Source organism: Pseudomonas sp. PA-7-1E (assembly GCF_021605325.1).
GTDB classification, from domain to species: domain Bacteria; phylum Pseudomonadota; class Gammaproteobacteria; order Pseudomonadales; family Pseudomonadaceae; genus Aquipseudomonas; species Aquipseudomonas fluorescens_BV.
The window spans coordinates 23,559-40,312 of sequence record NZ_WKFA01000055.1; the positions used below are offsets into that span (position 1 = coordinate 23,559).

General features: G+C 59.8%; 19 protein-coding genes. 10 read left to right on the plus strand and 9 right to left on the minus strand.

What is annotated here, in order from left to right; genetic code table 11:
- Window positions 1-84: 84 nt before the first annotated feature.
- Both GIW79_RS24360 and GIW79_RS24365 read right to left on the minus strand, forming a co-directional pair.
- Window positions 85-279 carry a hypothetical protein gene (locus GIW79_RS24360; RefSeq protein ID WP_003190284.1) on the minus strand — a complete coding sequence of 65 codons (195 nt, stop codon included), beginning with the start codon at window positions 277-279 and terminating at the stop codon, window positions 85-87.
- A gap of 233 nt (window positions 280-512) precedes the next feature.
- Window positions 513-878: a hypothetical protein gene (locus GIW79_RS24365; protein WP_003190286.1), complete on the minus strand. Its 366-nt coding sequence runs from the start codon at window positions 876-878 to the stop codon at window positions 513-515.
- Between the two features lie 165 nt (window positions 879-1,043).
- On the opposite strand from GIW79_RS24365, the gene GIW79_RS24370 reads away from it, so the two are divergent.
- Window positions 1,044-1,862, plus strand: a complete 819-nt coding sequence (locus GIW79_RS24370; RefSeq protein WP_054922283.1) for a shikimate 5-dehydrogenase — start codon at window positions 1,044-1,046, stop codon at window positions 1,860-1,862.
- 147 nt (window positions 1,863-2,009) lie between these two features.
- Here the strand turns inward: GIW79_RS24370 and GIW79_RS24375 are convergent, their stop codons facing one another.
- Window positions 2,010-2,660 carry a YceH family protein gene (locus tag GIW79_RS24375; protein WP_054898808.1) on the minus strand — a complete coding sequence of 217 codons (651 nt, stop codon included), beginning with the start codon at window positions 2,658-2,660 and terminating at the stop codon, window positions 2,010-2,012.
- Window positions 2,661-2,776: 116 nt separating this feature from the next.
- Here GIW79_RS24375 and GIW79_RS24380 point away from each other — a divergent pair, with 116 nt between their 5' ends.
- Window positions 2,777-3,286, plus strand: a complete 510-nt coding sequence (locus GIW79_RS24380) for a DUF1993 domain-containing protein (protein ID WP_003190292.1) — start codon at window positions 2,777-2,779, stop codon at window positions 3,284-3,286.
- A gap of 68 nt (window positions 3,287-3,354) precedes the next feature.
- Here the strand turns inward: GIW79_RS24380 and sstT are convergent, their stop codons facing one another.
- A complete protein-coding gene (sstT, locus tag GIW79_RS24385; protein ID WP_236454878.1) occupies window positions 3,355-4,575 on the minus strand; it encodes a serine/threonine transporter SstT in 1,221 nt (406 codons plus the stop codon).
- A gap of 241 nt (window positions 4,576-4,816) precedes the next feature.
- On the opposite strand from sstT, the gene GIW79_RS24390 reads away from it, so the two are divergent.
- Window positions 4,817-5,971, plus strand: coding sequence for an MFS transporter (locus tag GIW79_RS24390; RefSeq protein WP_205548232.1), 1,155 nt, complete (start codon window positions 4,817-4,819; stop codon window positions 5,969-5,971).
- Window positions 5,972-5,975: 4 nt separating this feature from the next.
- Here GIW79_RS24390 and nhaR read toward each other — a convergent pair whose 3' ends face one another.
- Window positions 5,976-6,878 (minus strand): transcriptional activator NhaR, encoded by a 903-nt coding sequence (gene nhaR, locus GIW79_RS24395; protein ID WP_034125797.1) that lies wholly within the window; start codon window positions 6,876-6,878, stop codon window positions 5,976-5,978.
- A gap of 134 nt (window positions 6,879-7,012) precedes the next feature.
- Between nhaR and GIW79_RS24400 the strand changes: the two genes are divergently transcribed.
- The 4 genes from GIW79_RS24400 (at window position 7,013) to mnmH (ending at window position 10,276) form a co-directional block, all read left to right on the plus strand.
- The gene (locus GIW79_RS24400) at window positions 7,013-7,264 is read left to right on the plus strand and encodes a hypothetical protein (RefSeq protein WP_054898810.1); all 252 of its coding nucleotides are present in this window, start codon (window positions 7,013-7,015) and stop codon (window positions 7,262-7,264) included.
- A 31-nt stretch (window positions 7,265-7,295) separates the two neighbouring features.
- The gene (locus GIW79_RS24405; protein WP_014717958.1) at window positions 7,296-8,045 is read left to right on the plus strand and encodes a TerC family protein; all 750 of its coding nucleotides are present in this window, start codon (window positions 7,296-7,298) and stop codon (window positions 8,043-8,045) included.
- A 93-nt stretch (window positions 8,046-8,138) separates the two neighbouring features.
- Window positions 8,139-9,173: a selenide, water dikinase SelD gene (selD, locus tag GIW79_RS24410; protein WP_020302053.1), complete on the plus strand. Its 1,035-nt coding sequence runs from the start codon at window positions 8,139-8,141 to the stop codon at window positions 9,171-9,173.
- A complete protein-coding gene (gene mnmH / locus GIW79_RS24415; protein WP_054922271.1) occupies window positions 9,173-10,276 on the plus strand; it encodes a tRNA 2-selenouridine(34) synthase MnmH in 1,104 nt (367 codons plus the stop codon). Before selD ends, mnmH begins: the two co-directional genes overlap by 1 nt.
- Window positions 10,277-10,385: 109 nt before the next feature.
- Here the strand turns inward: mnmH and GIW79_RS24420 are convergent, their stop codons facing one another.
- Both GIW79_RS24420 and GIW79_RS24425 read right to left on the minus strand, forming a co-directional pair.
- Window positions 10,386-11,441, minus strand: a complete 1,056-nt coding sequence (locus tag GIW79_RS24420) for a permease (RefSeq protein WP_032903692.1) — start codon at window positions 11,439-11,441, stop codon at window positions 10,386-10,388.
- A 58-nt stretch (window positions 11,442-11,499) separates the two neighbouring features.
- Window positions 11,500-12,201 carry a hypothetical protein gene (locus GIW79_RS24425; protein ID WP_019817513.1) on the minus strand — a complete coding sequence of 234 codons (702 nt, stop codon included), beginning with the start codon at window positions 12,199-12,201 and terminating at the stop codon, window positions 11,500-11,502.
- Between the two features lie 250 nt (window positions 12,202-12,451).
- Here GIW79_RS24425 and GIW79_RS24430 point away from each other — a divergent pair, with 250 nt between their 5' ends.
- The 3 genes from GIW79_RS24430 (at window position 12,452) to hemB (ending at window position 15,087) form a co-directional block, all read left to right on the plus strand.
- Entirely contained in the window at window positions 12,452-13,150 is a 699-nt protein-coding gene (locus tag GIW79_RS24430; protein WP_032892475.1) for a glutathione S-transferase N-terminal domain-containing protein, read from the plus strand.
- A 3-nt stretch (window positions 13,151-13,153) separates the two neighbouring features.
- Window positions 13,154-13,996 (plus strand): PhzF family phenazine biosynthesis protein, encoded by an 843-nt coding sequence (locus tag GIW79_RS24435; protein ID WP_034125792.1) that lies wholly within the window; start codon window positions 13,154-13,156, stop codon window positions 13,994-13,996.
- Between the two features lie 116 nt (window positions 13,997-14,112).
- Window positions 14,113-15,087 carry a porphobilinogen synthase gene (gene hemB, locus GIW79_RS24440; RefSeq protein ID WP_054922266.1) on the plus strand — a complete coding sequence of 325 codons (975 nt, stop codon included), beginning with the start codon at window positions 14,113-14,115 and terminating at the stop codon, window positions 15,085-15,087.
- Window positions 15,088-15,146: 59 nt separating this feature from the next.
- Here the strand turns inward: hemB and GIW79_RS24445 are convergent, their stop codons facing one another.
- Entirely contained in the window at window positions 15,147-15,560 is a 414-nt protein-coding gene (locus GIW79_RS24445; protein WP_034125790.1) for a hypothetical protein, read from the minus strand.
- 1 nt (window position 15,561) lies between these two features.
- The coding region (locus tag GIW79_RS24450; protein WP_236477425.1) for an RHS repeat-associated core domain-containing protein at window positions 15,562-16,754 on the minus strand (1,193 nt) is incomplete at its 5' end.

Here is a 16,754-nt window from a genome sequence, read left to right on the forward strand (position 1 = left end):
TCCAAACGTTATGGAGGTCACCTTACGGTTTGCCGGTGCCTGGGAAAAATCACCTGGCTCGATAGTCGACATCAACGTCAGGCGTTAGTCCACCACCTGGTCGAGCATGTTCACCACTTCGTGCTCACTGAGCAGGCCCTTGCGCACCAGGTTTTCTGCCAGCAATGCGAGGAACTTGGCGCTGCGATGGCCTTCAAGGTGCTTGAGTTCAGTCAAGGCGCTGTAGACCTTGCTGGAGGTGCAAAGGCCGGCGGTGCGGTGCGGGTTTTGTGTGGGCATGGTCAATCGTCCTTAATTGTTATTGGTTGGACTGGGTCGATAGTGCGACTGTTTTGTGACGCAAACATGACAGCGCAGCCCGTCATCGATCAAGAGGATATTTGACGCTTATCATGTGGGATTGCTGCTCGTACGTTGTTCTCACAGCGACACTGGCAGGATTAATCCGGACTTCCCAGGCAAAAAAAGGCCCCGCGTGTGGGCGAGGCCTGTGGCTGTCAACGGATTAAAACTTACCAACCATGGCGGTAGTAGCCGTGGGGCGGGCCGTAGTAGCCGCGAGGCGGCCCATAATAACCGCGCGGTGGGCCGTAGTAGACGGGCGCCGGGCGATAGTAAACCTGCTGTTGCACATACACCGGTGGCGGTGGCGCGTAGTAGACCGGCGGCGGAGCGGCATACACCGGCTGCGGCTGCACATACACCGGTTGTTGCACGTACACCTCACGCGGTTGGCTGGCAACCACAGAGCCGACTACCGCTGCGCCGACAAGCGCACCGAACACGGCCGGGCCACCCCAACCACCACCGTGGGCGGAGGCTTGGCCGGCCATCGCGAGTGCGCCGATAAGCAAGGCGATCCTGGGGAGTTTACGCATGATGGTCTTTCCTCGGTTAGCCCCTGCGCTTGTGGTCTGCAATCAATAGACTCAAGGATTGTCGCGGGGATACTTTTAAGACAACGTATTTCGAGAAAACAGCACGGCCAATGGGTAAAGGTTGTGTAAGGTCTGTACCGATTTGCTTACTTCAAGGAGTTATCCATGCAGATGCACCCCAACAAGGACACCCAACTGTGCATGTCGCTGTCGGCGCGCCCTGGGAACTTTGGCCTGCGTTTTCATAACCACCTGTATGAACAGCTGGGTCTGAATTTTTACTATAAAGCCTTCAGCAGCCAGGACTTGCCCGGCGCGATCGGCGGTATCCGAGCCCTGGGTGTGCGGGGTTGCGGGGTGTCCATGCCGTTCAAGGAGGCCGCCATTGCCTTGATGGACGAACTCGACGATTCGGTTCAAGCCATCGACTCCCTGAACACCATCGTCAACACCAACGGCTACCTCAAGGCTTACAACACCGACTACATCGCCATCGAGCAATTGCTGAAAAAACACGCGGTGCCCAAGGACTCCAGCTTCGCCCTGCGCGGAAGCGGCGGCATGGCCAAGGCGGTCGCCAGCGCCTTGCGTGACGGAGGGTACGCCAATGGCGTGATCGTGGCGCGTAATGAGGTGGCGGGCCAGGCATTGGCCAGGAACCTGGGGTATCAGTGGCAGGCGGATCTGGGCAGCCTGCGGCCACAGATGCTGATCAACGTGACACCCATCGGCATGACCGGCGGGGTCGAGGCGGATGCGTTGGCGTTTGAGGCCGAGGCAATCGATCAGGCTGAGACGGTCTTCGATGTGGTGGCGATCCCGGCGGAAACGCCGTTGATCGTGCGTGGTCGTGCCCAGGGCAAGCGGGTGATTACCGGGCTGGAGGTGATCGCTATCCAGGCGTTGGAGCAGTTTGTGCTTTATACCGGCGTGCGGCCTACTCAGGAGCAGTTCGAGGCAGCGGTGGCCTTCGCCCGCAGCTGAAGCCTTACACCAATCCACTGTGGGAGCTGGCTTGCCTGCGATAGCGCCTTGCCAGCCGACGCTTCTCTACCTGACACCCCACGATCCAACTGTGGGAGCTGGCTTGCTCGCGAAGGCCGCAAGCCAGCTCCCACATGTTTATCTGCGTTATGCCTGTTCCAGCTGCGCCAGCCGTTCTTCCAGTGCGGCAATCCGCGCTTCCAGCTCTTCAATCCGCTCCACCGAAACAGCCCCCGCGCTACGCTCTACCGGATTCCCCCGTGCGGTCATAATCGCTTCAATATCTGCCGGGTCCCCTAGTGCATGGGTATACCGGTCTTCCCGCTGCCCCGCCTGACGCGGCACCAGCAGCGCCAGCCCTCGTGCAATCAGGCGTTCGAGCTGATGCACAACCTGTTCGGCATCCTCAAAGTCATGCATGCGCCCGCTGCGGGTGAGCAACTCGTTGACGGTCTGCGGCCCCCGCAGGAACAGCAGCCCGGTCAGGATCACCTGGGCCGGCACCAGTTCCAGGGCCTTGTCCACACGGTGCTCCCAGCGGTCGGCGCGGCTGCCCATCACCAGGCGCGTGAAGCCTTGGCCTTCGAGCGCGCGCAGGCTCTGGCCGACCTGGCCTTGGCTGAGGTTCATCACCGGCTCGCGGCTGGTCTTCTGGTTGCAGGCCAGCACCAAGGCGTTGAGGGTGAGGGGGTAGGTTTCCGGGTTGGTCGCCTGTTTTTCGATCAGGCAGCCCAGGATGCGGATTTCCGTGCTGTTCAGGCGCGGCTCAGGGGTGTCGGTGTCGTGCTCGGCGGTCATCGCGCTTTCCCTATGCAGTGAAGCCCCTTAGCCTAAGCTTGAAAAAATAAAAGACAAGCGCCAGGCATGGCTATAATCGCGGCTGGTTCCAACCCCGCCATTACCGTGAGACTGTCATGACTATTTCCCTGTACGCCGCTTCCATCCCGGTCTTCAAGCAAATGCTCAACGCCCTCAGCGATGTGCTGAACAAAGCTGAAGCCCACGCCAGCGCCAAGAACATCGAGCCCAACGCCTTGCTGCAAGCGCGCCTGTTCCCGGACATGTTCCCGTTGGTGCGCCAGGTGCAGATCGCCGTGGACTTCGCCAAAGGTGTGTCGGCACGCCTGGCCGAGATCGAAGTACCGAAGTACGAAGACAGCGAAGTCACCTTTGCCGACCTGCAAGCGTTGATCGCCAAGGTCCTTGCCTTTGTCGACACCATCAAGCCCGAGCAGATCGACGGCAAGGAAGGCATCGAGATCGTCACGCGCCCAGGCACCCCGAAAGAGAAGCGCTTCAGCGGTCAGTCCTACCTGCTGACCTACGGCCTGCCGCAGTTCTTCTTCCACGTCACCACCGCTTATGCGCTGCTGCGTCATAACGGTGTGGAAGTGGGCAAGCGCGATTACATGGGCGCGTTCTAAACCCGCAAGCACAAAAAAGCCCGGTGCCGTTCTCTGCGAACGGCACCGGGCTTTTTTATGGGGCTGTGTTAAGCGGCCTGTTCTTCCTTGCCCAAACACGCCGCCGCGGTAAACAGCACATCGGTAGACGAGTTGAGTGCGGTTTCCGCCGAGTCCTGCAGCACGCCGATGATGAAACCGACGGCCACTACCTGCATGGCGATTTCACTGGGGATGCCAAACAGGCTGCACGCCAGGGGAATCAACAGCAGCGAACCACCCGCCACCCCCGATGCACCGCAGGCACACACCGCAGCGACCACGCTGAGCAGCACGGCGGTTGGCATGTCCACGGCGATGCCCAGGGTGTGCACGGCCGCCAGGGTCAGCACGGTGATAGTGATGGCGGCGCCGGCCATGTTGATGGTGGCACCGAGGGGGATCGACACCGAGTAGGTGTCTTCATGCAGGCCCAGGCGTTTGCTCAGCGCCAGGTTGACCGGAATGTTCGCCGCCGAGCTGCGGGTGAAAAACGCGGTGATGCCGCTTTCGCGCAGGCACATCAGCACCAGCGGGTAAGGGTTGCGACGCAGTTTCCAGAACACGATGGCCGGGTTGATCACCAGTGCCACGAACACCATGCAGCCGATCAGCACGACCAGCAGGTGGGCATAGCCGAGCAGGGCGTCGAAACCAGAGGTGGCGAGGGTGGAGGCCACAAGACCGAAGATACCCAGCGGGGCGAAGCGGATCACCACGCGTACGATCAGGGTGACGCCGTTGGACAAGTCGTCCAATACCGTACGGGTGGTCTCACCGGCATGGCGAATAGCGATGCCCATGCCGATGGCCCAGGCCAGGATGCCAATGAAGTTGGCGTTCATCAGTGCACTGACCGGGTTATCCACCACACTGAGCAGCAGGCTTTGCAACACTTCGCCAATGCCCCCAGGAGCGCTCACCGTGGCGTCATGGGTAGCCAATACCAGGAACGACGGAAACATCATGCTGGCAACCACCGCAACCACGGCGGCGGCAAAGGTGCCGAGCAGATACAGGAACAGGATCGGGCGGATATGGGTTTCCTGGCCATGCTTATGGTTGGCAATCGAGGCCATGACCAGCACAAACACCAGGATTGGCGCGACAGCCTTCAGCGCCGTGACAAACACCTTGCCGATAAAACCGGTGGCGCGCGCGGCCTCGGGGAACAGCAGGGCCAGCACGATCCCGGCAATCAGGCCGATGACAATTTGGGAGACCAGGCTGACGCGCATTAAACGTTGCAACAGGGAAGGGGCAGCAGTCATAAAGAGTTGTCTCTAGTTTTTTTAGTAGGGCACAGCATTGCAGGCAGAAAGTACTGTAGGAAGTAGGCGCGAAGTCTAGCATGCTGTAGGGCACGTCTCGTTTGCTGCGGCATTCCGTCACCCGTTTCAGCCGGGCTTGGTCAAATCCGGACATGTTCTGTTAAGATTCCCCCCTCTCATCTTTCCTCTCCGTCAGCGGGCCCTTCGGGCTGTCGTTGATGTCGTCGTTTCTGGAGTTTTCATGTTGTTTCCTATCCTGCTGCTGTCAGCCGCCGGTTTTACCGTGCTGACCACAGAATTCGTCATCGTCGGCCTGTTGCCGTCGATTGCTCGGGACCTGAACGTCAGCGTGTCCCAGGCGGGGCTGCTGGTGACGCTGTTCGCGTTCACCGTGGCCGCGTTCGGCCCGTTCCTCACGGCCTACTGCGCGCGCTTTTCGCGCAAGCGCCTGTTTATCAGCATCCTGATCATGTTTGCAGCGGCCAACACCGTGGCGGCTTTGGCGCCGAATATCTGGGTGATGGCCGTGGCCCGTTTGATTCCCGCCTTGGGCTTGCCAGTATTCTGGGCCCTCGCCAGCGAAACGGCGGTAGACATTGTCGGCCCTGAGTTCGCCGGGCGTGCGATTGAAAAAATCGGCTTTGGCATTGTTTGCGCCACCGTATTTGGTATTCCGGTGGGCACGCTGATTTCCGATATGTTCGGCTGGCGCACCGCGTTCGCCGTGCTCGCTGTGATTGCCCTGGCCAAGGCATTGCTGCTGTATGTCTACCTGCCGGTTACCCAGGCCAAGCATCAGCAGGCCAGCTTGCGCTCACAATTCAAGATCCTGCGCAGCCCGGTGATGCAGGGGCATATCCTGCTGTCGGTCCTGGTGTTCAGTGGCATGTTCACCGCCTATACCTACCTGGCAGATATCCTTGAGCGGCTGGCCGGCTTCGACGGTACGTTGGTGGGCTGGTGCCTGATGGGCTTTGGCGCGGTCGGGCTGATTGGCAACTCCCTTGGCGGACGCGCCGTGGATCGTCACCCATTGATCGCGTCCATGGTGTTCTGCGGGTTCATGATCGCGGGCATGGTGGCAGTGGTGCCGGCGATTCACTCGGCCATCGGCCTGGCCGCGGCGATGGCGGTGTGGGGAGTGACCCAGGCGGCGATGTTCCTGGTCAGCCATGTGCGCTTGATGAAGGCCGCGCCCCATGCACCGGCGTTTGCCGCGTCGCTGAATATCGCCGGCGCCAACCTCGGCATTGGCCTGGGCGCGATGGTGGGCGGGCATGTCATCGACACTCTGGGCCTGGGAAGCCTGGGGTTTGCCGCTTCGGGGTTTATCCTGGTGTCGATCCTGCTCGCACTGTGGCTGATGACCGCCAAACCCACGGCGCTCAATGCCTGAGCGATCAGGGCAGGGCGGTAAACAACTCCCGCCGGGCACCCTCGGTAATGGCCACAATGCCGGGGTGCTTGACCTTGCGCTCCACTGAGATCGCATAAAACGACTCGGTCACTGCATCGGTCTGGCCAATCAGCGCCACGCCGTATTGGCGCACCACCTCGTCGGCGATCACGCTGGGCGCGATAAAAATCCCACTGCCGGATTGCCCGAAGGCCTGCATCAAGGCGCTGTCGTCGAACTCGCCGATGATGCGGGGTTGAATCTGCTGTTCGGCGAACCAGCGCTGCAAACGGCTGCGTACCACGGTCTCTGCCCCCGGAATCAACAGCGGTGCGCCTTGCAAACACTGTGGGAAATCCCCCCCATGCTGGTCAGCCAACGCCTGGGTGGCGAAAAAACTGATGCCGCATTCTCCCAGTTTCTGGCTGTAGCCCTTGATGTCCAAGTGCGTGGGCATGGGGCTGTCGGAAATCACCAAGTCCAGGCGCTGGATCGCCAGGTCGGCCAGTAAACGTTCGAGTTTGTCTTCACGGCAGGTGATGCGGATCGGTTCGCTCAACTCCATGGTCGGCGCGATCAGCCGGTACACGATGGATTTGGGCACCACATCCGCCACCCCAACGCGGAACGGGATCTGCTGCTCGTCAGGCTGGGCGCGCAGCATCGCCTCCAGTTCATTGCCGGTCTGGAACATCTGCTCGGCGTAGGGCAGCGCCTGGCGCCCGGCTTCGGTCAGTTCAAGCTGGCGCCCGACCCGCTGAAACAGGGCAATACCGAAGGTCTGCTCCAACAGGCTGATCTGCCCGCTGATGGTCTGCGGCGTGAGGTTCAATTGCTCACAGGCGCGCACGATGCTACCGGTCTTGGCCACCACCCAGAAGTAATGCAGTTGTCGATAATTGAGCATCACGGCCTACACTTCGTAAAAATCGAAGTATACGCGAGAAAAATACGAATTTTCCTGAACTGTTCGCCTGCATAGAATGCCTCGCTATCGAGGGGCCACTACTTGGACCCAATGGTTCTAACGAGGAATACATCATGAAACTCAATTCCCTGGGCGCGGCGTCGTTGCTTGCGCTTTCATTGATAGTGGTCAGCGGCTGTGATCAAGTCGAGAAAAGCGCGCAACAGGTGCTGGGCAAAGCCACCGAGTCGGCCAAGCAGGCCATCGACGAGACCCACAAGGCCGCCGAGCAGGCATTGAGTGAAGCAACCCAGGGCTTGATCAGCCCTGAGAAGCAGGAAAAAGACGCCGAAAACGCTGCTGAATCCGACACCAAAGAAACCTAATTCCCCAGCACTACCACGTCAGGACTGACTTATGGATTACCTTCTACAACTGGCCGCCAGCCCCACCGCCTGGGTCGCACTGGCGACCTTGATCGTCATGGAAATCGTGCTGGGCATCGATAACCTGATCTTTATCTCGATCCTCACCAACAAACTGCCGGAGAAGCACCGGGCCAAGGCGCGGCGCATTGGTATCAGCATGGCGTTGATATTGCGCCTGGGCCTGTTGAGCACCATCGCATTCATCGTGCAATTGACAACACCGGTGTTCGAAGTTTTCGGCCAGGCGTTCTCGTGGAAGGACATGATCCTGATCGCCGGCGGCCTGTTTCTGGTGTGGAAGGCGACCACCGAGATCCATCACAGCATGGACCCGGAGCCTGAAGAGAAGGCAACCGTCAGCAACACCGTGACCATCGGTTTTGCCGCCGCCATCGGCCAGATCCTGATGCTCGACCTGGTGTTCTCCATCGACAGCATCATCACCGCCGTGGGTATGACCGAGCACTTGCCGATCATGATCATTGCCGTGGTGGTCTCGGTGATCGTGATGCTGGTGGCCGCTGAGCCGTTGGCCAAGTTCATCAACGACAACCCAACCGTGGTGATGCTGGCCCTGGGCTTCTTGATCATGATCGGCATGACGCTGATCGCCGAAGGCTTCGGCGCCCACGTGCCAAAAGGCTACGTGTATGCGGCCATGGCATTCTCGGCGGCGATCGAATGCTTGAACATCGCCCGGCGTAACCGGCACGCACGTTTGCTCGCTGCGCGCCAGTAACCGCTGAACAAACAGGCCGGCTGTGCTCACAAGAGCCCAGCCGGCCTTTTGCTGTCTGCTAGAATCGGCCCACTTGATAGCTTGAGGTCCCCCATGAACGAGCCGATTCGCCTTACCCAGTACAGCCACGGTGCGGGTTGCGGTTGCAAGATTTCGCCCCAGGTCCTGGAAGTGATCCTTGCGGGCAGCGGTGCACAGAACCTCGACCCCAACCTGTGGGTGGGCAATGCCTCCCGCGACGATGCGGCGGTATACGCCATCGACGACGAGCGCGGCGTGGTGTCCACCACGGACTTTTTCATGCCGATTGTCGACGACCCGTTCGACTTCGGCCGCATCGCCGCCACCAATGCCATCAGCGATATCTACGCCATGGGCGGCGATCCCTTGATGGCCATCGCCATTCTCGGCTGGCCGGTCAATGTGCTCGCGCCGGAGATTGCCCGCGAAGTGATTCGCGGCGGTCGGGCGGTGTGCGACGCAGCTGGCATTCCGCTTGCGGGCGGGCATTCCATCGACGCGCCGGAGCCGATCTTCGGCCTGGCCGTGACCGGCATCGTGCAAAAGCGCCATATGAAGCGTAACGACACGGCTACCGCCGGTTGCCGCCTGTACCTGACCAAGCCCCTGGGCATCGGCATCCTCACCACCGCCGAGAAGAAGGGCAAGCTGCGCGAGGCGGATATCGGCCTGGCGCGTGACTGGATGTGCACACTCAACAAGCCGGGCAGCCGTTTCGGCAAGTTGGCCGGTGTGACGGCCATGACCGATGTCACTGGTTTCGGCCTGCTTGGCCACCTGGTGGAAATGGCCGATGGCAGTGGCCTGACGGCCCGTATCGACTATGCAAAGGTTCCGCGCCTGCCGGGGGTGGAGTATTACCTGGACCAGGGCTGCGTGCCGGGTGGCACCTTGCGCAACTTCGAGAGCTACGCCAGCAAGCTGGGGCGTGTGCAGGAGCTGCACAAGCGCGTGCTGTGCGACCCCCAGACCAGCGGTGGCCTGCTGATCGCCGTTACCCCAGAAGGTGATGCCGAGTTCCACGCCGTGGCTGCCGAGCTGGGCTTGGCCCTTGAGCCTATCGGTGAACTGCTGGAGCGACAGACCAACGCGGTTGAGGTGATTTGATGGCGACGGACATCACCGATTACCGCGACATTTTCCTCAACGACCGGCCGATGATGGATACCCGCGCGCCGGTCGAATTCACCAAGGGCGCGTTCCCCGGGGTGATCAACCTGCCGCTGATGACCGACGATGAGCGCCAGCGAGTCGGCACCTGTTACAAGCAGCAAGGCCAGCAAGCGGCGATCGTGCTGGGGCATGAACTGGTGTCGGGGGCAATCAAGGCCGAGCGCATCGAACAGTGGGCGCAGTTTGCCCAGGCTAACCCCAATGGCTACCTGTACTGCTTTCGGGGCGGCCTGCGTTCGCAGATCGTGCAGCAATGGTTGAAAACCGAAGCGGGCATCGAATACCCCCGCGTCGGCGGTGGCTACAAGGCCATGCGTACCTTCCTGCTGGAAACCCTGGAGCAGGCGACTGCCCAGTGTGATTTCGTACTGTTGGGCGGCATGACCGGCACCGGCAAGACCGAAGTGCTCGGCCAACTGCGCAATGCCCTGGATTTGGAAGGGCACGCCAACCATCGCGGTTCCAGTTTCGGCAAGCGCGCCACGGCCCAACCCTCTAATATCGACTTCGAAAATCGCTTGGCGGTGGATTTGCTGAAGAAGCGCGCAGGTGGTATCGAGCAGTTTGTGGTCGAGGACGAGAGCCGCATGATCGGCAGCTGTGCGCTGCCGCTGCCATTGCACAAGGGCATGCAGACGTTTCCTATGGTGTGGCTGGAAGACAGCGTCGAGGGTCGTGTCGAGCGCATCCTGAAGGATTACGTGGTGGACCTGTGCGCCGAGTTCATTGAGGTGTTTGGGGAAACCGGCCAGCGATTATTTGCCGAGCGCCTGACCCAGAGCCTGGCCAATATTCACAAGCGACTGGGGGGCGAGCGTTTCCAGCGGTTGCAGGCGGTGTTGCAGGATGCCCTGGCCGAACAGGCACGCAGCGGCGCAGTGGAGTTGCATCGGGTATGGATTGAAGGCTTGCTGCGTGAGTATTACGACCCGATGTATGCGTTCCAGCGCGAGAGCAAGGGCGCGCGTATCGAGTTTGCCGGGGAGCAGGGTGCGGTGGTGGAGTATTTGCGCGAGCGAGCAGCTCGGGTGGGGTGACCTTTCGGACGCCATCGCAGGCAAGCCAGCTCCCACCTTTTGAAGTGTGAATACATACAAAGGTGGGAGCTGGCTTGCCTGCGATGAGGCCATCAGCCCCACTGAAACTCTAAAGAATCACCGCTCCAATCAACCCACACACCACCCCCACCAGCATGGTCAAGCCGGCCACCGTCACCAGCACCCGCGCATCGAAATCCTTGCGCAGCATCAACAGCGACGGCAGGCTCACGCTCGGCAGGGTCATCAGCAAGGCCACGGCCGGGCCGGTGCCCATGCCCAGGGCCATCATGGTTTGTACGATAGGAATCTCTGCCGCTGTCGGAATCACGAACAGCGTGCCCACAATCGCCAGCGGCACCAGCCACACCAGGCTGTCGGCCATCGCCCCGTCCACATGAGGGAACAGCCACACCCGCGCCGCGCCGAGGATCAGCACCGCCAGGATATAAACCGGGATAGTGCTCCAGAACAGCTGCCACAGCGTGCGTAACCAGCGGCTCAGGAACGGTTGCGACTCCACTGTGCTGACGTCGGCAACGGCTTCAAGTGCTGCTTCCGGCACCTGGTCCGGGCGCGCAATGCGCTGTGCCACCAGGGACACGCCCACCACCAGCACAATCCCCGCCACCAGCCGCAGCGCGGTGAAACCCCAGCCCAGCACAAAGCCCATGAACACCAATGTCGCCGGGTTCAATACCGGGTTGGCAATCCAGAACGCCAGCGCCGCGCCGACCGACACCTGCTGGCGGCGCATGCCCGCCGCCACCGGGGCCGCGCAGCAACTGCACATCATCCCCGGCAGGGCGAACAGCCCACCGCGCAGGGTCGAGCCCAGCCCGGCGCGGCCAAACAGGCGCAGCAGCCAGTCGCGGGGGATCAATACCTGCAGCAATGAACCGAGGATCACTGCCAGTACGGCGGCTTTCCAGATGGCCAGGAAATACACCTGGGCATAGGCCAGCGCCGCCGCCAGAGGCGAGCTTTGCTGGTCATTGAGAATCGAGGCGCCAATGCTGTGGTTGTCGGCCGCTACAAACGCCTTTAGGTAGTAGGGCGACCACTTCACATAGTAGAGGCCGATGCAGGCCACCAGGAGAAACAGCGCAGGTTTGCACCAGAATGCCCAGCCGCGGTTGGGCTGGGTGGAAGCGAGGTTGGACATGGAGAGGATCCGCAGGTGAGTCGATAGCCCGGCATCATACGCCCCTGCGGCCCAAGCTTCAGATATCTGCGCTGACCTGGGTCGGGTCCGGGCAGTTTTCCCCGCCGTTATTCAGCCCTTGCTTGTAGTTGCGGCTGAGCAGCGAAGCCTTGCCGTTGTGCCAGGTCAATGTCAGCACGTACAGGGAGTCATAGTCATTTCCAGACCAATCATCGGTAATGGTGTGTTTTTCGCCGGCGGCTTCGCTGGCGACTTTGTTGATCAGTTCCGGCAAGTAACCATGGGACCAGGCCGTGTAGATGGTCGCGTTGCGGTATTTGTCCTCGACCAGTTCTTCGGCCAGGGCACTGGTGTCATTCGCTGAGAACTCGATATTCACCGGCAGGCCGAGCTTGATCGCGCTGGGGCTGATGGTGATCAGTGGGCGAATGTAGCTGTAGGAGTTATCCAGTTCGCCTTCCTCGACGTTGCGCGTCGGGTTGGCAGCGAACACATAGTTGGCTTTGCCGAACTTTTCCGGCAACAGGGTCGCCAGGTTCATGGCGCGGTTCAGGCCCTGGCAATTGAGTTGGCCCAGGCCACCGGCGGGCTTTTCACCATGGCGCAGGAATACCAGGGTTTGCACGCCATCGACCGGTTGCGCACGGCTTTCACGGGCGTCCAGGGCGGTGACGATGGCAGCGCTGACCAGCAGCAGCGGCAATACCATGTAGGAATAACGTTTGAGTCGTGGCACAAGGCGCAGAGGCTTGATCTTCATGATAGGTTCGAGTCTTCGTGCGTCGGGTTAAGGCGGACAAGCCCGGCCCCAGTGACGCATCAGCGTCCTGCGGTGTTCCCTGTCGATATAGCAAGCAGCCTCCATTCATTGTTCGGGCGCTCTTAAGAGTGCATTCGGGCGCTTTGGTTCGCCCACGCGGGATACTAGCTGGCAAATGTTGCGCAACGATGACCCATGCACGACGGCAGGCAGATGACTATGATGGGGCTTTCCGACCAGGGGGTTCTCGATGAACGCACTCGCCGCTTTCCCGATCAATAGCAAATGGCCCGCCCAGCACCCAGAACGCCTGCAGCTGTATTCGCTACCCACGCCCAACGGCGTCAAGGTGTCGATCATGCTCGAAGAACTGGGCCTGCCTTACGAGGCGCACAAGGTCAGCTTCGACACCCAGGACCAATTGTCTCCCGAGTTCCTGTCCCTGAACCCCAACAACAAGATCCCTGCGATTATCGACCCCAACGGCCCGAGCGGGCAGCCGTTGGCGTTGTTCGAATCCGGCGCGATCCTCATTTACCTGGCGGAAAAGACCAGCCAGTTGCTCTCCGAAGACCCGGCCACACGCTACGAAACCCTGCAATGGTTGATGTTCCAGATGGGCGGCATTGGCCCGATGTTTGGCCAACTGGGGTTCTTTAACAAATTCGCCGGCAAGGCTTATGAGGACAAGCGCCCGCGTGATCGCTACGCCGCCGAATCGCGGCGCTTGCTGGGCGTGCTGGAAAAGCGCCTGTTGGGCCGCACCTGGATCATGGGCGACGAGTACAGCATCGCCGACATTGCGACCTTTCCGTGGGTTCGCAACTTGATTGGGTTCTACGAGTCCGGTGATCTGGTAGGCATCACCGATTTCCCTAACGTACTGCGCGCGTTGGACGGCTTTGTCGCACGTCCTGCGGTGATCCGTGGCCTGAACATTCCGAGCTGAAGCATGTCGACTTTCGATTTTCAACAACTGGATGTATTCAGCAGCGTGCCGCTCAAAGGCAACCCCTTGGCCGTGGTGCTGGGGGCCGATAGCTTCACCGACCAGCAGATGGCGGACTTTGCCAATTGGACCAACCTCAGCGAAACCACGTTTTTACTGACGCCGCGCGACCCACGTGCTGACTATCGGGTAAGAATCTTCACCACCCTCAAAGAGCTGCCGTTCGCCGGGCATCCGACCTTGGGCAGTTGCCACGCCTGGTTGCAGGCTGGCGGCGTGCCACGTGGGGAGGAGATTATCCAGGAGTGCGAAATCGGCTTGGTGCGTATTCGTCGCCAGGGTGACCAACTGGCGTTTATCGCGCCGCCATTGTTGCGTGCAGGGCCCGTGGAGGCGCCGTTGCTGGAGCGCGTGCGCCTGGCTTTGAAGCTGGCGCCCGAGGCGATTGTGCGCAGCCAGTGGGTCGACAATGGTGCGGGTTGGCTGGCGGTGATGCTGGCTGATCGTGACGCGGTGCTTGCGTTGCAACCGGACTATGCGCAACTGCTGGGTCTGGCCGTAGGGGTGATCGCCCCCTGTGATCCGACGCGTGATGCGGTGGACGCGCAATTTGAAGTGCGCGCTTTTGTCGCTGGCGATGGCGCCGCCGAAGACCCGGCCACCGGCAGCTTGAATGCCGGCGTGGCCCAATGGCTGCTCGCCGAGGGTCTGGCGCCCAGCCGTTACGTGGTCAGCCAAGGCACGGCGATTGGGCGAGCTGGGCGTATTCATATCGAGCGCCAGGGCGATGAAATCTGGGTGGGAGGCGCCGTAGCGTTGTGCATCGAAGGGCGTCTACAGCTGTAGATCAATGAATTGTTACGCACCCGGCAATACACTATTGGCCCCTCGGCATTTGTGTTGCCGGGACTTGGGGGCATAAGCTTTCGCCCCAAAGTGTTCAGCCATTTTTCAGGATTGCCATGACCAGCCAGTTCCCCCAAGCCCGCCCACGTCGCCTGCGCCGCTCCCCGGAGCTGCGTGGCCTGTTCCAGGAAAGTGAGTTCACCCTCAACGACCTGGTACTGCCGATTTTTATCGAAGAAGAAATCGACGACTTCGTGCCCATCACCAGCATGCCGGGTGTGTTGCGCATTCCTGAGAAAAAACTCGCCGGTGAGATCGAGCGTTACGCCCGCGCCGGCATCAAGTCGGTGATGACCTTCGGCGTCTCCCACCACCTCGACGCCAGCGGCAGCGACACATGGAAAGAACGCGGCCTGGTTTCGCGCATGTCCTCGATCATCAAGGACGCCGTGCCGGAAATGATCGTGATGTCCGACACCTGCTTCTGCGAATACACCGACCACGGCCACTGCGGTGTGATGCACGGTGCCCATGTCGACAACGACGCGACCCTGGTCAACCTCGGCAAACAAGCCGTGGCCGCCGCCCGCGCCGGCGCCGACGTGATCGCCCCGTCAGCCGCGATGGACGGCCAGGTCCAGGCCATCCGCCGTGCCCTGGATGACGCCGGCTTCACCCACATCCCGATCATGGCCTACTCCACCAAATTCGCCTCGGCCCTCTACGGCCCCTTCCGCGAAGCCGGCGGCAGCGCGCTCAAGGGCGACCGCAAAAGCTACCAGATGAACCCGATGAACCGCCGCGAAGCCGTGCGCGAATCGCTGCTGGACGAACAGGAAGGCGCTGATGCGCTGATGGTCAAGCCTGCCGGTGCCTACCTCGACATCATCCGCGACATCCGCGAAGCCTCGCGCCTGCCGGTGGCGGCGTACCAGGTGAGCGGTGAGTACGCGATGATCAAGTTCGGCGCACAGGCAGGGGCGATTGATGAGGATCGAGTGGTGCGCGAGACGTTGGGGTCGATCAAGCGGGCGGGGGCGGATTTGATATTTACGTATTTTGCGATGGATTTGGCGTTGGCGGGGATTTAAGGATATCGTTTCTCCCCTGTGGTGAGCTGGCTAATCACAGGGGGAGGGGCACTCATAACTTAGTTGAATTTTTCGTAATCTTGCGCACCTAGTGACACCAACCATTTCCTGAAGAAATCAATTTGTTCCTGTGGGTCGTTTGTTAGGTTCTCCTCTTCGTAGTCAAACAAATGGACTATGTCGTCGTTGGTAGCTTGCTGACCTAAAGTCATTTCGTATGCGACGAGCCCCGCGCTCATCTGAGAAGCCATTCTTGAAGGTTTAACATTTATTTTTGCCCCTTTGCATAAAAAAGTTATATGCGGGAAGTCTGCTCTGATTTTTGCGAGGCATATATATAGGTCATGCCCTTCATAAACTTTTTTAAAGTTATCGGCCTCTGAAAATGTCATGATGAGCTTCCTTGGGTCATATTTGACGGTGACCTCCTTGTGCTCGTTTTTGATTATCACCTTTATATTTTTGGTTTTCATTTTATTTCCTGTTGGGGTTTGGTATGGAATATCCAACGTAAGTTCCATCAGATTTTACTGGGGTGGCGCCTAATATATCCTCTGGGTCGATTTTGTTATGGATAGCGAATTCTAGCTCTTTAGGGTACGGCGCCTGCTTGCCTAGTTCTGTATTTATATCATGCCCCTCAATACTCTTAAGTGTGTACAAATAGCCTTTTTTATCTCCGTAGCTGGTAGCAAAAGTGATCCCGACTGCCCGTGATGGCGATGTGCTTATGAAATTGCTGGGAGGGTCATTACTGTCAATTGCGTGTAGGTACAAATCTTCGCTATCGCCTTTGCTTTTAAAGCCATTTTTGAATACCTCGTTTGGAGGGGTTTTGTCTCCGCGAAAAAGATACTCTTCGTCATTATGAGGAGTCGGAACGTTGGGTTCTGATTTCTTACTTGATGCTGGAGTTGAAGGATCTTCAGCGCCTAAGGATGGTTCGCATCCTACCGTACCTGGGCATCTGTTCAGTCCCAGCGGGTCTACCCAACCTGTCGGATTGGGCACATACCGGTACCCATTGATCCCACCCGCCAACTTCACCGGGTCCGGTGTCAGGTAGCGACCAATATCCGGATTGTAGTAGCGATGGCGGTTGTAGTGCAGGCCGCTTTCCTGATCGAAATACTGACCCTGAAAGCGCAGCGGGTTGTCAATGTTGCCTACGTCGAGCCGGGCAATCTGGCCGTATGCGCGGTAGTGGGCGGACCAGATGATTTCGCCTTCGGGGTTGGTCAGTTCCTGCGGGGTGCCGAGGTGGTCGAGTTGGTAGTGGTAGGGCGTGGTGGCTTGTGGACCGAAACCTTCCAACAGCGCCAATGGGCGGAAGCTGTCGGGTTCGTAGAGGTAGCTGCGATGGCGCTCTGCATGGTGTTCGGCTATCAGCTTGTCGCCTTGCCAGAAAAACTCGGTGGTCTTGCCGTCTACGGTCTTGCTGATGCGGCGTCCAAATGGGTCATAGCGATAGCTGGCGGTTTGGCCGTTGGGCTTTGTGATGCTGATTAACCGATGCTGGCAGTCGTAGCGGTACTCAGTAACGAGTTGCTGGCTTTTGCCGCGCCGTTCGCGGATGAGGTTGCCGAAGGCGTCGTAGTCGTAATGACGGTCGCCCTGAATCATCAGACGATTCGCCGCGACGATGTCCGGGCCGGGGCGGTCTTGCA